The sequence below is a fragment of the Pseudomonas sp. EA_65y_Pfl2_P74 genome, assembly GCF_963970575.1.
GTDB lineage: Bacteria > Pseudomonadota > Gammaproteobacteria > Pseudomonadales > Pseudomonadaceae > Aquipseudomonas > Aquipseudomonas baetica_A.
Genome location: NZ_CAXAOQ010000005.1, coordinates 179,107 through 193,226, shown reverse-complemented (window position 1 = coordinate 193,226; position 14,120 = coordinate 179,107). Strand labels below are relative to the sequence as shown.

Here is a 14,120-nt window from a genome sequence, read left to right as displayed (position 1 = left end):
GGGTGTCTTCGCGGGCAAGCCCGCTTGTGCAGGTGTATCGGTTGAATTCAGCCTCGCATTTGGGGCAAGAAAAAGCCCCGCACGGCGCGAACCGTGCGGGGCTTTTCATGCCGCCAGGGAATTACAGGCCGGCAGCAGAACGCAGGGTGTCGGCGCGGTCGGTTTTTTCCCAGGTGAAGGTGGTGAAGGTGTCTTCGCCAACCGTCTTGGTTTGCGGCGTGCGACCGAAGTGGCCGTACGCTGCGGTTTCCTGGTACATCGGGTGCAGCAGGTCCAGCATGGTGGTGATCGCGTATGGACGCAGGTCGAACACTTCACGCACCAGTTTGATGATCTTGTCATCGCTGATCTTGCCGGTGCCGAAGGTGTTCAGCGAGATCGACGTCGGCTGAGCCACACCAATGGCGTAGGACACCTGGATCTCGCAACGCTCGGCCAGGCCGGCAGCGACGATGTTCTTGGCAACATAACGGCCAGCGTAAGCCGCCGAACGGTCAACCTTCGAAGGATCTTTGCCGGAGAACGCGCCGCCGCCGTGACGGGCCATGCCGCCGTAGCTGTCGACGATGATCTTGCGACCGGTCAGGCCGCAGTCACCTACCGGGCCGCCAATGATGAACTGGCCGGTCGGGTTGATGTGGAACTGGGTGTCTTTGCTCAGCAGTTCGGCAGGCAGTACGTGCTTGACGATCAGCTCCATTACGCCTTCGCGCAGGTCTTTGTACGACACTTCAGGGTTGTGCTGGGTCGACAGGACAACCGCCTCGATACCGACAACCTTGCCGCCTTCGTAACGGCAAGTGACTTGCGACTTGGCGTCTGGACGCAGCCAAGGCAGCAGACCCGATTTACGGGCTTCGGCCTGACGCTGCACCAGTTGGTGCGAGAAGGTGATCGGCGCTGGCATCAAAACGTCGGTTTCGTTGCTGGCGTAGCCGAACATCAGGCCTTGGTCGCCGGCGCCCTGATCTTCAGGCTTGGCGCGGTCAACACCCTGGTTGATGTCCGGGGATTGCTTGCCGATGATGTTCATCACGCCACAAGTGGCGCCGTCGAAGCCGACTTCGGAACTGGTGTAGCCGATGTCGCAGATCACGTCACGAACGATCTGCTCCAGGTCGACCCAGGCGCTGGTGGTCACTTCACCGGCTACGATGGCCACGCCGGTCTTGACCAGGGTTTCCACCGCAACGCGTGCGTGTTTGTCCTGGGCAATAATGGCGTCCAGCACCGCATCGGAAATCTGGTCGGCGATTTTGTCCGGATGTCCTTCAGACACGGACTCGGAGGTGAAGAGGGAGTATTCGCTCATCTCGATGTTTTCCTGAATTTACCGATGGTGAGTGTCGCCAGCCGGTCGCTGAAAGTGGCGAACCTGGATCTGGAAACCATTACGTAAGCCTATATAGAGGCTTTCCCCGGGAACGAGTCCCGCAGCGGTGGCCCAACGGGCCAAATCATCCTGTTCAAACCCCAACCACAGATCACCGCAGGCCTCCCTGGCCCAACTCTGGTTGTGGCTACATAACTCTGTTACGAGCAAGCTACCGCCCGGTTGCAGCAGGTTGGCCATGTGCTTGAGCGCTTCGGCCGGCGCGGCGAAATGGTGCAAGACCATGTTCAGCACTACGCAATCGGCCTGAAGGCTGGAGCTGTTCAATGCATCGGCCAATTGCAGGCTGACGTTAGCCAGTTCTTCGCGAACGCATACCTGACGCGCCAGTTCGAGCATCGCCGGGCTGTTGTCCAGCGCGGTGACGGTGCTGAAGCGGCTGGCCAGTTCCGGCAGAAAAGCACCATCGCCGGGTCCGACTTCAATGGCCGTGGCAGCACCATTGAAGTTCAGTTTGTCGAGCAGGGCCAGCACGCTGTCGCGGTACTGCGGCAGGCCTGCAATCAAGTCTTGCTGGGCGCGGAATTTCTCCGCCACCCGGGCGAAAAAGTCCTGGCTGGCCGCCGCACGTTGTCCGTGAACCTGAGCGATGCGCGCCAAAACATCGGCGGGCAGGGTCAGATTGTCGACTTCTTCTAACAATGCCGCGTGCAGTTTGCCGCCGAGCAGTTCGGTGTGGGGCAGGGCGCGGCGATAAAAGATCGCGTTGCCTTCGCGGCGGGTCGCCACCAGATCGGCCTGGGCCAGCACTTTAAGGTGATGGCTCATGCCCGACTGACCGATACCGAAGATTTGCGCCAGTTCCAGTACACCGAACGAATCGTTGGCCAGCGCGCGCAATACATTCAGCCGCAGCGGATCGCCGCCGGCCTTGCACAGGGCTGCCAGCTCGTCGCAATCATCATGTCGAATGGAAGGCGCGTGTAAGTTCATAGGGCAGGCAGTCTATTGATGGGCACAAAGCACTGCAAGGGCAATATCAAAAAGTTTTGATATTGCACGATAGATGGCACTTCTCGTTGACGGGTTAACTCTACAAACCAGCAGCGGAAAGGTTTCACCCGCACAATCGGCCGCTAACCATGGGAAAAACGCCTCCGGATGACTATCTGTCATTGCCCCGAGGCGCTCCGGTGAGGGAAAATGCCCTCCTTTTTTCCGTTTCAATCTATTCACACCCAGGAGATCAGCGATGCCTAGCCGTCGTGAGCGTGCCAACGCCATTCGTGCCCTCAGCATGGATGCCGTGCAAAAAGCCAACAGCGGCCATCCCGGTGCCCCTATGGGTATGGCAGATATCGCCGAAGTACTTTGGCGCGACTACCTCAAGCACAACCCGAGCAATCCATCGTTCGCTGACCGTGACCGCTTCGTGCTGTCCAACGGCCACGGCTCGATGTTGATCTACTCGTTGCTGCACCTGACCGGTTACGACCTGTCGATCGACGACCTCAAGCAATTCCGTCAACTGCACAGCCGCACCCCGGGTCACCCGGAGTTCGGTTATACCCCGGGCGTTGAAACCACCACCGGCCCGCTGGGTCAGGGTCTGGCCAACGCGGTGGGTTTCGCGCTGGCAGAAAAAGTCCTGGCGGCGCAGTTCAACCGTCCGAGCCACAACATCGTTGACCACCACACCTACGTTTTCCTGGGTGATGGCTGCATGATGGAAGGCATTTCCCATGAAGTCGCTTCCCTGGCCGGTACTCTGGGTCTGGGCAAGCTGATCGCTTTCTACGATGACAACGGCATCTCCATCGACGGCGAAGTCGAAGGCTGGTTCACCGATGACACCCCGAAGCGTTTCGAAGCCTACAACTGGCAAGTGATCCGCAACGTTGACGGTCACGACCCGGAAGAGATCAAGACTGCCATCGACACCGCGCGCAAGAGCGCGCAGCCGACCCTGATCTGCTGCAAGACCACCATCGGCTTCGGCTCGCCAAACAAACAGGGCAAAGAAGACTGCCACGGCGCCCCACTGGGTGACGCGGAAATCGCTCTGACCCGCCAGGCACTGAACTGGAACCACGGCCCGTTCGAAATCCCGGCCGACATCTATGCCGAGTGGGATGCCAAAGAAGCTGGCCGCGCCGTTGAAGCCGAGTGGGATCAGCGTTTCGCTGCCTACTCCGCCGCGTTCCCGGCTGAAGCCAACGAGCTGATCCGTCGTCTGAGCGGTGAACTGCCGGCTGACTTCTCGGAGAAAGCCTCGGCCTATATCGCTGAAGTCGCTGCCAAAGGCGAAACCATCGCCAGCCGTAAAGCCAGTCAGAACACCCTGAACGCGTTCGGCCCGCTGCTGCCGGAACTGCTTGGCGGTTCGGCCGACCTGGCCGGTTCCAACCTGACCCTGTGGAAAGGTTGCAAAGGCGTCAGCGCTGAAGATGCCAGCGGCAACTACATGTACTACGGTGTGCGCGAATTCGGCATGACCGCCATCATGAACGGCGTCACCCTGCACGGCGGCCTGGTGCCTTACGGCGCGACCTTCCTGATGTTCATGGAATACGCTCGCAATGCCGTGCGCATGTCCGCTCTGATGAAGCAGCGCGTGATCCACGTCTACACCCACGACTCCATCGGTCTGGGCGAAGACGGCCCGACGCACCAGCCGATCGAGCAACTGACCAGCCTGCGTACCACGCCGAACCTCGACACCTGGCGTCCAGCCGATGCCGTTGAATCGGCTGTGGCCTGGAAAAACGCTCTGGAGCGCAAGGACGGCCCGTCGGCGCTGATTTTCTCGCGTCAGAACCTGCAGCACCAAACCCGTGATGCTGGCCAGATCGCCGATATCAGCCGCGGTGGCTACGTGCTGAAGGACTGCGCAGGCGAGCCGGAGCTGATTCTGATTGCGACCGGTTCGGAAGTCGGCCTGGCTGTTCAAGCCTTCGACAAACTGACCGGGCAGGGCCGCAAGGTGCGCGTGGTTTCCATGCCTTGCACCAGCGTGTTCGATGCTCAGGATGCTGGCTACAAGCAAGCCGTCCTGCCGTTGCAGGTTGGCGCGCGTATTGCGATCGAAGCGGCTCACGCCGACTTCTGGTTCAAGTACGTGGGGCTGGAAGGTCGCGTGATCGGCATGACCACTTACGGTGAGTCGGCGCCTGCGCCAGCACTGTTCGAAGAGTTCGGCTTCACCCTGGAAAACATCCTGGGTCAGGCTGAAGAACTGCTGGAAGACTGATCCAGAAGTCGCGTCGTCCGGACTGACACCTTCGCGAACAAGCCCGCTCCCACAGGAAAGTGCATTCCAATGTGGGAGCGGGCTTGCTCGCGAAAGCGGTGGTTCAGACGCCACTGCAATAACGGATTCAAACGGTAATCGAGAACCCCATGCCTCAACCGCGTCCTTACAAAGTTGCACTCAACGGCTACGGCCGGATTGGTCGTTGCGTCTTGCGTGCGTTGTTTGAGCGAGGCGAAAAAGCCGGGTTTGAAATTGTCGCAATCAACGATCTGGCTGACATGGCCAGCATTGAATACCTGACACGCTTTGACTCCACTCATGGCCGGTTTCCCGGCGAAGTGCGGGTTGAGGGCGATTGTCTGCATATTAATGGCGACTGCGTGAAGGTCCTGCGCAGTGCCACTCCCGAAGGCATCGATTGGGCGTCCCTGGGCGTCGATCTGGTGCTTGAATGCTCCGGCGCTTACAACACCCGTGAAGACGGCCAGCGTTTCCTCGACGCCGGCGCGCCACGCGTGTTGTTCTCGCAGCCAATGGCCAGCGAGGCGGATGTCGACGCCACCATCGTCTACGGCGTCAATCAGGATTGCCTGACCGGCGACGAACTGCTGGTGTCCAATGCCTCCTGCACCACCAACTGCGGCGTGCCGCTGTTGCGTCTGCTGGACAAGGCCATTGGTCTGGATTACGTGTCGATCACCACCATTCACTCGGCGATGAACGATCAGCCAGTGATCGACGCCTATCACCACGAAGACCTGCGCCGCACCCGTTCGGCGTTCCAGTCGGTGATCCCGGTGTCCACCGGTCTGGCGCGCGGTATCGAGCGTCTGCTGCCGGAACTTGCCGGGCGAATTCAGGCCAAAGCCGTACGCGTGCCGACGGTCAACGTCTCCTGCCTCGACATCACGATGCAGACCACCACCGCGACCGACGCCAATGAAGTCAACCGGATCTTGCGTGAAGCCGCCACCAGCGGCCCGCTCAAAGGCCTGTTGGCTTACACCGAGCTTCCCCACGCAAGCTGTGATTTCAATCATGACCCACATTCGGCCATCGTCGATGCCAGCCAGACCCGTGTCTCAGGCCCAAAGCTTGTGAACATCCTGGCCTGGTTCGATAACGAATGGGGTTTTGCCAACCGAATGCTGGACGTTGCAGAACACTATCTGCAAACAGCAACTTCAAAAAAACCGTAGGAAGTGCGACCCATGACCGTGTTGAAGATGTCCGACCTCGATCTGCAAGGTAAGCGCGTATTGATCCGCGAAGACCTCAACGTCCCAGTCAAGGACGGTGTCGTCACCAGCGACGCGCGTATCCTGGCTTCGCTGCCGACCATCAAGCTGGCCCTGGAAAAAGGTGCCGCCGTCATGGTGTGCTCGCACCTTGGCCGTCCGACCGAAGGCGAATTCTCCGCCGAGAACAGCCTCAAGCCAGTCGCTGACTACCTGAGCAAGGCGCTGGGCCGTGAAGTGCCGCTGGTGGCTGATTACCTGGGCGGCGTTGACGTCAAGGCTGGCGACATCGTGCTGTTCGAAAACGTGCGCTTCAACAAGGGCGAGAAAAAGAACGCTGACGAACTGGCCCAGCAGTACGCCGCCCTGTGCGATGTGTTCGTGATGGACGCCTTCGGCACCGCGCACCGCGCCGAGGGCTCGACCCACGGCGTGGCCAAGTTCGCCAAAGTCGCCGCCGCTGGCCCGTTGCTGGCCGCTGAACTGGATGCACTGGGCAAAGCCCTGGGCGCTCCGGCCAAGCCAATGGCGGCCATCGTTGCCGGCTCCAAGGTCTCGACCAAGCTCGACGTGTTGAACAGCCTGAGCCAGATCTGCGATCAACTGATCGTCGGTGGCGGCATCGCCAACACCTTCCTCGCCGCTGCCGGTCACCCGGTTGGCAAGTCGCTGTACGAGCCGGACTTGCTGGACACCGCTCGCGCCATCGCCGCCAAGGTCAGCGTGCCGCTGCCGGTCGATGTTGTGTGCGCCAAGGAATTCGCTGAAAGCGCTGAGGCGACCGTCAAACTGATCGCTGACGTCGCTGCCGACGACATGATTCTGGACATCGGCCCACAGACCGCCGCGAACTTCGCCGAACTGCTGAAATCGTCGAAAACCATTCTGTGGAACGGCCCGGTCGGCGTGTTTGAGTTCGACCAATTCGGCAACGGCACCAAAGTGCTGGCCCAGGCCATCGCTGACAGCGCTGCGTTCTCCATTGCGGGCGGTGGCGACACCCTGGCCGCCATCGATAAATATGGCGTGGCTGAGCAAATCTCCTACATTTCCACCGGTGGTGGCGCGTTCCTCGAATTCGTCGAGGGCAAAGTGCTGCCGGCCGTTGAAGTCCTGGAAACCCGGGCCAAGGCCTGAGGCCACCCGTTTGGCCAGGCAAAGGAGTGGTCACATGGTCAAGTCGTTAGCACTGTTGCTGCTGACCGGTACGCTGGCGGCCTGCGGGAGCAACCCGAAGGCCGAAGCGACACCGGCACCCAGCGAGTTGAACAAGGGCTGTTATCAGGCCGACTGGCAGGCCGAAACCAACCCGGTGCTGAACAAGCGCTCGGGGCCGGACGGTCTGGAGAAATACGAGACGCAAACCCCGGCCAAGGAACATGGTTGTCCTTGACGGGTCTGACTCTTTAACTCAGGGCTGGCGGCGTGCGCTGCCGGTCGAGGAACACGGATGAAAGGCTTGATCGCCATTGCGGCGTTGGCATTGTTGGGCGGTTGCGCGCAGTTGAACCTGTTTCAGTCGTCCGCCCCGGCGGATAACTGGACGACCTGGACCTGCGACAGCCAGGCCAAAGTGCTGTGGCGTTACGCCGATGCCGACAAGAAGGAAGTCGACGTCCGTTTGGGCGGCGGTGATCAGGTCTATCGCCTGAAAGAAGAGCCGGGCGCCTCGGGCACGCTGTACAGCGACGGCATGCTGGCGTTTCACGTCAAGGGAGAGGAAGGCCTGGTGTACTGGGTCGCCACCAATGACCTGATTGGCCGCGGCTGTAAAGCGCAGTAATTGACACACCACAGTTCTAATGTGGGAGCGAACCTGCTCGCGAAAGCGGTCTGACAGGCAATGCATCAGCGACTGCAAGATTGCTTTCGCGAGCAGGCTCGCTCCCACAGGGTTCTGTGTAGTTCTCAGGATTTTGCTTTACCGAATCACCAGACCGGGCCTCAACCCCCGATCTGCAATCACTTGAATAGCCGCCGCCGCTCCGGCAGGCTGGCACGATTAACGACCCTCAACCGGGAGAGACACACACAATGGCACTTATCAGCATGCGCCAGATGTTGGACCACGCAGCCGAATTCGGCTATGGCGTTCCAGCTTTCAACGTCAACAACCTTGAGCAGATGCGCGCCATCATGGAAGCCGCTGACAAGACTGACTCCCCGGTGATCGTCCAGGCTTCGGCCGGCGCCCGTAAATACGCCGGCGCGCCATTCCTGCGTCACCTGATCCTGGCCGCGATCGAAGAATTCCCGCACATCCCGGTGTGCATGCACCAGGACCACGGCACCAGCCCTGACGTCTGCCAGCGCTCCATCCAACTGGGCTTCAGCTCAGTGATGATGGACGGTTCCCTGGGCGAAGATGGCAAGACCCCGACCGACTACGACTACAACGTCCGCGTGACCCAACAAACCGTGGCCATGGCGCACGCCTGCGGCGTCTCGGTAGAAGGCGAGCTGGGCTGCCTGGGTTCGCTGGAAACCGGCATGGCCGGTGAAGAAGACGGCATCGGCGCCGAAGGCGTTCTGGATCACAGCCAAATGCTGACCGACCCGGAAGAAGCCGCTGACTTCGTCAAGAAGACTCAGGTTGATGCCCTGGCCATCGCCATCGGCACCAGCCACGGCGCGTACAAGTTCACCAAGCCACCGACCGGTGATGTGCTGGCGATCGACCGCATCAAGGAAATCCACAAACGCATCCCGAACACCCACCTGGTGATGCACGGTTCCTCGTCGGTGCCACAAGAGTGGCTGGCGATCATCAACCAGTACGGCGGCGACATCAAAGAAACCTACGGCGTGCCAGTTGAAGAAATCGTCGAAGGCATCAAGTACGGCGTGCGCAAGGTCAACATCGACACCGACCTGCGCCTGGCGTCCACTGGCGCCATGCGTCGCCTGATGGCTACCAACCCGAGCGAATTCGACCCACGTAAATTCTTCGGCGCCACCGTGACTGCAATGCGTGATGTGTGTATCGCTCGTTATGAAGCGTTCGGTACTGCGGGTAATGCTTCGAAGATCAAACCGATCTCGCTGGAAGCGATGTACCAGCGTTATCTGAAAGGTGAGTTGAACGCCAAGGTTAACTAAGCCTGAGCGTTAGACTGGTTTAAAAAAAACCCCGCCGTGAGGCGGGTTTTTTTGTGTTTTTTAGAGGTGAATGATTTCCCCTTTGAAGTTGCAGGAAGCCTTAAGTTCGCCCAAGTCCAAAACCTTGATAAGTCCAGACGCCGTTGGGGCCTGCATAGTTACGGCCTCCAGTTAAGGTGTTGAAATCTGAAGTGTTAAATGTCCAACTTTCCGCGTTTTCTCCGATTGTACCTGTCAGCATAACCGTTGTGGTGGTTGCGCCAATGGTTTGATGTCCTGTCAGTGTGCCCGTGGGGCCGCTAACACTGGCGGTTGCTGTTACTGCTCCACCGATGTCATCACTGTAAGTGACATATAGATAAATGTTGGATCCGCCATAGGCGCCATAGAAGTTACCAACGAGCTTGCCCATTATAAAAATCCTTTTCGTGCGGTTAATAGTGGATGGTGGGAATTGTTTTGTTGCTTTGCCTGTTTTTGCTAGTTGCGGAGTTGAAGTTAAACGGTGTCTTGTACTTCGTCACCTGTCAGAGTTGACAGGTTTTAATGTTGTTTCGCGATAAACAATAGTCTTTCTATGGGCGTAATTAGAGCTACCTTGGGGTCACATATGTAAAATCCGCCGGCCAGGCGCGCGGTCCTTTCAATTCGACCGGAACTGACACCGTATCGCTACTAAAGGCGGGAGTTGAATTCTATATTTCATAGAACGGATCGTGCGGTGGATAATTCGAATTCGATATTGATACCTGTCAGGTTTGACAGTGGTCGTTTTTATTGTTTTCGCACAGGCTTGGGGTTCAACTTGGTAATGGAGGACTGACTCATGAGCAAGAAGGATTTACCACCGAAAGAGAAAGGTCCGGCACCCGTAACGATTCCGCCGGAACCAGCGTCATCGACAGAGGTAATCAAAAACTCAAGGGGACCGGCGCCCTATACACTTCCCAAGCAACCGGAGTGAAAGCAAGGACCGAAAACCTGCAGCCATGCGTAATGCTGTTTATTTAAGTATTTGAACTCACGCTGGACTTTCTGGAAATCCGATGCCGGATCTGTAACATCGGATTTTTTTTGTCCGCTCAGCAGGTCTCGACCTCGGCGAACGTTCAACTTCTGCGACGTGAAAGCGTTCATCTACCCATGAACGAAGGTTTAGGGAAACTCTGAAAAAGACTTCCCGATCTGCTGAAATACCCGCCTCACACGAATCGAACGGTTGAGCTCCGATGAAACAGATGTCCTTCGCCGATGCCGAGTACGCCGGCAAACGTAAGCAGACCCGCCGCGAGCGCTTCCTGATCGAGATTGATCAGGTCGTGCCCTGGAAGGGCCTGATTGCCTTGATCGAACCGCACTATCCGAAAGGCGAAGGTGGTCGTCCGGCGTATCCGTTGATGGCGATGTTGCGGGTGCATCTGATGCAAAACTGGTTCGGCTATAGCGATCCGGCGATGGAAGAAGCACTTTACGAGATCACGATCCTGCGCCAGTTTTCCGAGCTGCATCTGGATCGAATTCCCGATGAAAACACGATCCTCAACTTCCGGCGCCTGCTGAAAAAAACGAATTGGCCGGCGGGATTTTGCAGGTCATCAACGGCTATCTGGGTAACCGCGGCCTGCTGTTGCGCCAAGGCACCGTGGTCGATGCGACGATCATTCATGCGCCGAGCTCGACCAAGAACAAGGACGGCAAACGTGACCCCGAGATGCATCAGACCAAGAAAGGCAATCAGTATTTTTTCGGGATGAAAGCGCACATCGGCGCCGACGCCGAATCCGGTTTGGTACATAGCCTGGTGGGCACGGCGGCGAATGTAGCGGATGTGACCCAGGTCGATCAGTTGCTGCATGGCGAGGAAACGTACGTCTGCGGCGATGCCGGTTACACCGGTGTGGATAAGCGTCCTGAGCATCAGGATCGCCAGATGATCTGGTCGATTGCCGCCCGGCCCAGCACGTACAAGAAACACGGCAAGGAGGGTTTGATCGCTCAGGTGTGCCGAAAAATCGAATACGCGAAGGCTCAGGTACGGGCCAAAGTTGAGCATCCATTTCGCGTGATCAAACGTCAGTTTGGGTATACGAAAGTGCGCTTTCGTGGTCTGGCGAAAAACATCGCTCAGCAGACGACGTTGTTCGCGTTGTCGAATCTTTGGATGGTGCGAAAGCGGTTGTTGAATGCAGGAGAGGTGCGCCCGTGATGCGCGAAATGCACCGAGAAAAGGTGTGATTCAAGGAAAAGACATGAATTAAAAAGCGCCAAAGCCTGATTTTTGTCAGGTCATCGATTTTTTGAGCGCCCAATGAAGGGATATCAAAACATCGGTGACTACTTCAGACCTTCCATAAAGAAAAACTGGACAGAAAAAGGACCGGAAAAGGGGGAGGATTTATTAAATTACTCCATCCCCTTCGATTTTGTGTAAGCGCCGCCGCACAGCGATGCGTGACGTCTGTATCGCGGGTTATGAAGCGTTCGGTAATGCGGGTAATGCTTCGAAGATCAAACTGATCTCGCTGGAAGCGATGTACCAGCGTTATCTGAAAGGTGAGTTGAACGCCAAGGATAACTAAAGTCTGAGTGTTAGCTGCTGATTCAAGAAACCCACCGACGGCGGGTTTCTTGTGGCGGCGTTTACAGAGATTGTGGCGAAATTGGAATTTTATGGGGTGTTTCTCTGGGCTTTTAAAAACCAGAAGTGCAACGAACGGAGTTAATTTTGTTTGAGAGACTCCTCTATGAAACTCTCCAGTTGAGGTCTGGGCACGGCGCCAGTCTGATTCGCCACGACGCTTCCGTCCTTGAATAGCTTCATCATTGGGATGCCGCACACGCCAAGCATGGTCGGCGTTTCAGGGTTCTCATCGACGTTCAGTTTGACAACGGTCAGCTTGCCTTTGTAAGCCTCGGCTATCTCGTTCAGTATTGGAGCCATCGTTTTGCAAGGGGCGCACCATTGCGCCCAGAAATCGACCAATACGGGTAACTCGGATTCTAAAACATCGAGCTTAAAAGAAGCGTCGGTGATGTTTTTTATCAGTTCGCTGCTCATGGGGATTTCCTTGAATTAATAGCACTGGCGGGCCAGACGTTATTGCCTGGCTCGCGTTGTCCTGTGCAGGTTGCTTTGCTTCGTTGAATCTAGAACGGTATATGCCGTGCGTCACCTGTAATAACTGACAGTTTTTTATATGAATTCGCTATGTGACCTAGACCCAGATGTGAACTGAAAAAACTCGATGATCAAACAATCGAGGTGGAGCCAGCGTTCCAGCGTTAGCTAAAAGGTTTGTTGAACAAGCGCTCGGCTTTGACCCACGTTATGAAAAACCCGCCGTGAGGCGGGTTGCTTTTTTGCTGAACAGAACTACTCCTTCAACTCAACATGATCCAGCGCCTGATTCACCGCCAGTTCACCAAGCATGACGACCTGCGCGATGCCCAGCGCGGTCTTGCGGTGTGAGGTGTCGAGCATGGCGGCGAAGTTGTTGAGCATTTCGCTGGCTGAGCCCAGGGTTTCGCTGGCGTTGGCCAGCAAGGATTCGGTGTTGTACTTCGGGTTGGCGAAGTACATGGGCTCGGGTTTATGCGTGCTGGCCATGATGAAGGCGGACGGTTTGAGGTAATGGTCGAGGGCGCGTTCGGCGGCGTCGTTGAGTTTTTTTGAATCGAGGGATTCGTAAGGGGATGCGGGATCTGTTTCTGGCGGGTGTGGCGTTGATCTGATCATGTTTCGTCTCCGGTAAATGGAGCCGACACCGGATCGCTACTAAACGAAGAGGGTGGCAGCTGAACGCAGGTTAGTAGACCGGGGAGACGCGACCGGCGCACCCGAAGGCGCCCTGCGAACAGCTACCATCAAGCGCGGGTTATGCCCGACTGAATGGTGCCAATGCGCATCGCGTAACCACGGGCTACTAAACCCGATCACTGGAAATCAGTGACGCGAATCAAGTTACCGATGGCCCGCCAGGCGCACAAGCCGGCGGATTCTGGCGTAGTGGTAGGCAACGACGCAAGCTGTTGTAGGCATCCGGAAGTAACGGTGAGAGCCTTTAAACACCGGCGTTTAAAAAGGTCTGGCGGGTGACAAATTACCTGTGGCGAGGGCGCTTGCTCCCGCTGGACTGCGCAGCAGGCCCCGCTTTTTTAGGGCCGCTTCGCGCCCCGGGAGCAAGCTCCCTCGCCACAGGGACAGTGTCTATAGAGGGATTATTTGTCGTGATCGATATCGAGCTTGGAGAAGGTCACCTGCCCACCTTCACTCGTATACCCCGTGTTGTCCTGCACATAAACCCCAGCCTTGAAGTACAACGGCTTGTTCCGCCACGTCGCGCTGATTTTCGAATCCCACTGATAACCCGCCGCGCTGACGCCCAGTGCGCCGCCGGGGCTCAAGTGGATGAGGTAGTTGAATTCACGATCCAGTTTGACCCCGGTGGCGAGCGTGATGACGCGGCTTTCGTCGTCATCGGGGTGCATGCGCACCTTGATCACCAGGTTGCCGGTTTGGGTTTTGGTCTTGTACTGGTACTCGAGTTTTACCAGCGGTTTCTGGCTTTGGTAAGCGTGGATCTGGCCGATGACGATCTTTCCGGAACTGGGCACTTTGTTGACCGTAACGGTCGCGCGCAGCAGGTTGTCGGCGTCGGGGTAGTACCAGTTGCGCAAGGTGCCATTGCTGTAGGTTTCGCGCAGTTCGGTGCGCGGGTAGATGGCGTTTTCGGTTTTTGATCCGGTCACCGGCGACCAGAAAAACAGAGTGCCGGTGTCGGAATGGAAGTACTGATCCTTGAAGCCCTTCACCAGTTTTGAGGTTTCGACGGTGTACGGCGGGCTGCCGACTGGAACGCTGAGGTTCCAGGTTGCGAGATCGATCATGTCGGTTCTTCCACTCGATTGATCCTGAACGCGCGTGCCAGAAGCTCTAGTCCGCGCCTTTTGGGGGCGGTCTTTATAAGCGCAGAGGCGTTTTTTGTTAACGGCCGTTTGGCAGATGGTTGGCGTCAACATCCTGTCGAAATGCCATGTTTCCCGGATTGCGTGGGCTGTAGCGACGACCGTTAGTCGGCTAGACAATCATTGGTTAGCTGATGGCCTGATGACAGCTTCTGCTTTTGCCGATCCGGGACTAGAGTGAAGCCTCTATATATGTACGGTTTTTAGCGGAAACCGATCTGATGTCCTGACA

The 14,120-nt window shown here is 57.3% G+C and carries 12 protein-coding genes and 2 pseudogenes; 8 read left to right on the top strand and 6 right to left on the bottom strand.

Annotation, left to right across the window (positions count from 1 at the left end):
• Positions 1-121: 121 nt before the first annotated feature.
• Together metK and AACY18_RS05670 are read right to left on the bottom strand one after the other, a co-directional pair.
• Positions 122-1,312 carry a methionine adenosyltransferase gene (metK, locus tag AACY18_RS05675; protein ID WP_339430304.1) on the bottom strand — a complete coding sequence of 397 codons (1,191 nt, stop codon included), beginning with the start codon at positions 1,310-1,312 and terminating at the stop codon, positions 122-124.
• 18 nt (positions 1,313-1,330) lie between these two features.
• On the bottom strand, positions 1,331-2,326 hold the full coding sequence (locus tag AACY18_RS05670; RefSeq protein ID WP_339430303.1) for an ArsR/SmtB family transcription factor: 996 nt from the start codon (positions 2,324-2,326) through the stop codon (positions 1,331-1,333).
• Between the two features lie 259 nt (positions 2,327-2,585).
• Here AACY18_RS05670 and tkt point away from each other — a divergent pair, with 259 nt between their 5' ends.
• The 6 genes from tkt to fba all read left to right on the top strand — a co-directional run bounded on the left by tkt (position 2,586) and on the right by fba (position 8,923).
• Positions 2,586-4,583: a transketolase gene (tkt, locus tag AACY18_RS05665; RefSeq protein WP_339430302.1), complete on the top strand. Its 1,998-nt coding sequence runs from the start codon at positions 2,586-2,588 to the stop codon at positions 4,581-4,583.
• A 149-nt stretch (positions 4,584-4,732) separates the two neighbouring features.
• Positions 4,733-5,785 (top strand): erythrose-4-phosphate dehydrogenase, encoded by a 1,053-nt coding sequence (epd, locus tag AACY18_RS05660; RefSeq protein ID WP_339430301.1) that lies wholly within the window; start codon positions 4,733-4,735, stop codon positions 5,783-5,785.
• Between the two features lie 12 nt (positions 5,786-5,797).
• Positions 5,798-6,961 (top strand): phosphoglycerate kinase, encoded by a 1,164-nt coding sequence (locus tag AACY18_RS05655; protein ID WP_221732335.1) that lies wholly within the window; start codon positions 5,798-5,800, stop codon positions 6,959-6,961.
• Between the two features lie 34 nt (positions 6,962-6,995).
• Entirely contained in the window at positions 6,996-7,217 is a 222-nt protein-coding gene (locus AACY18_RS05650) for a hypothetical protein (RefSeq protein WP_221732334.1), read from the top strand.
• Positions 7,218-7,274: 57 nt separating this feature from the next.
• The gene (locus AACY18_RS05645) at positions 7,275-7,607 is read left to right on the top strand and encodes an MliC family protein (protein ID WP_339464486.1); all 333 of its coding nucleotides are present in this window, start codon (positions 7,275-7,277) and stop codon (positions 7,605-7,607) included.
• A 251-nt stretch (positions 7,608-7,858) separates the two neighbouring features.
• The gene (fba, locus tag AACY18_RS05640) at positions 7,859-8,923 is read left to right on the top strand and encodes a class II fructose-bisphosphate aldolase (protein ID WP_314570210.1); all 1,065 of its coding nucleotides are present in this window, start codon (positions 7,859-7,861) and stop codon (positions 8,921-8,923) included.
• 100 nt (positions 8,924-9,023) lie between these two features.
• Here fba and AACY18_RS05635 read toward each other — a convergent pair whose 3' ends face one another.
• The gene (locus AACY18_RS05635; RefSeq protein ID WP_339430300.1) at positions 9,024-9,335 is read right to left on the bottom strand and encodes a hypothetical protein; all 312 of its coding nucleotides are present in this window, start codon (positions 9,333-9,335) and stop codon (positions 9,024-9,026) included.
• A gap of 817 nt (positions 9,336-10,152) precedes the next feature.
• On the opposite strand from AACY18_RS05635, the pseudogene AACY18_RS05630 reads away from it, so the two are divergent.
• Together AACY18_RS05630 and AACY18_RS05625 are read left to right on the top strand one after the other, a co-directional pair.
• Positions 10,153-11,129, top strand: a pseudogene (locus tag AACY18_RS05630) (IS5 family transposase).
• 238 nt (positions 11,130-11,367) lie between these two features.
• Positions 11,368-11,502: pseudogene (locus tag AACY18_RS05625) on the top strand (fructose-1,6-bisphosphate aldolase); the annotation flags it as partial.
• A gap of 140 nt (positions 11,503-11,642) precedes the next feature.
• On the opposite strand, the gene trxA reads toward AACY18_RS05625, so the two are convergent.
• The 3 genes from trxA to AACY18_RS05610 all read right to left on the bottom strand — a co-directional run bounded on the left by trxA (position 11,643) and on the right by AACY18_RS05610 (position 13,810).
• The gene (gene trxA / locus AACY18_RS05620; RefSeq protein WP_339430299.1) at positions 11,643-11,981 is read right to left on the bottom strand and encodes a thioredoxin; all 339 of its coding nucleotides are present in this window, start codon (positions 11,979-11,981) and stop codon (positions 11,643-11,645) included.
• Between the two features lie 315 nt (positions 11,982-12,296).
• A complete protein-coding gene (locus AACY18_RS05615) occupies positions 12,297-12,659 on the bottom strand; it encodes a DUF6124 family protein (RefSeq protein WP_339464485.1) in 363 nt (120 codons plus the stop codon).
• 482 nt (positions 12,660-13,141) lie between these two features.
• The gene (locus tag AACY18_RS05610) at positions 13,142-13,810 is read right to left on the bottom strand and encodes a polysaccharide lyase family 7 protein (RefSeq protein ID WP_339464483.1); all 669 of its coding nucleotides are present in this window, start codon (positions 13,808-13,810) and stop codon (positions 13,142-13,144) included.
• Positions 13,811-14,120: the final 310 nt, after the last annotated feature.

Excerpts from the sequence above, each read along its gene's own strand:
- metK (WP_339430304.1), bottom strand. The coding sequence starts at position 1,312 with ATGAGCGAATACTCCCTCTTCACCTCCGAGTCCGTGTCTGAAGGACAT.
- fba (WP_314570210.1), top strand. The coding sequence starts at position 7,859 with ATGGCACTTATCAGCATGCGCCAGATGTTGGACCACGCAGCCGAATTC.
- tkt (WP_339430302.1), top strand. The coding sequence starts at position 2,586 with ATGCCTAGCCGTCGTGAGCGTGCCAACGCCATTCGTGCCCTCAGCATG.
- epd (WP_339430301.1), top strand. The coding sequence starts at position 4,733 with ATGCCTCAACCGCGTCCTTACAAAGTTGCACTCAACGGCTACGGCCGG.
- trxA (WP_339430299.1), bottom strand. The coding sequence starts at position 11,981 with ATGAGCAGCGAACTGATAAAAAACATCACCGACGCTTCTTTTAAGCTC.
- AACY18_RS05655 (WP_221732335.1), top strand. The coding sequence starts at position 5,798 with ATGACCGTGTTGAAGATGTCCGACCTCGATCTGCAAGGTAAGCGCGTA.
- AACY18_RS05645 (WP_339464486.1), top strand. The coding sequence starts at position 7,275 with ATGAAAGGCTTGATCGCCATTGCGGCGTTGGCATTGTTGGGCGGTTGC.
- AACY18_RS05670 (WP_339430303.1), bottom strand. The coding sequence starts at position 2,326 with ATGAACTTACACGCGCCTTCCATTCGACATGATGATTGCGACGAGCTG.
- AACY18_RS05635 (WP_339430300.1), bottom strand. The coding sequence starts at position 9,335 with ATGGGCAAGCTCGTTGGTAACTTCTATGGCGCCTATGGCGGATCCAAC.
- AACY18_RS05650 (WP_221732334.1), top strand. The coding sequence starts at position 6,996 with ATGGTCAAGTCGTTAGCACTGTTGCTGCTGACCGGTACGCTGGCGGCC.
- AACY18_RS05610 (WP_339464483.1), bottom strand. The coding sequence starts at position 13,810 with ATGATCGATCTCGCAACCTGGAACCTCAGCGTTCCAGTCGGCAGCCCG.
- AACY18_RS05615 (WP_339464485.1), bottom strand. The coding sequence starts at position 12,659 with ATGATCAGATCAACGCCACACCCGCCAGAAACAGATCCCGCATCCCCT.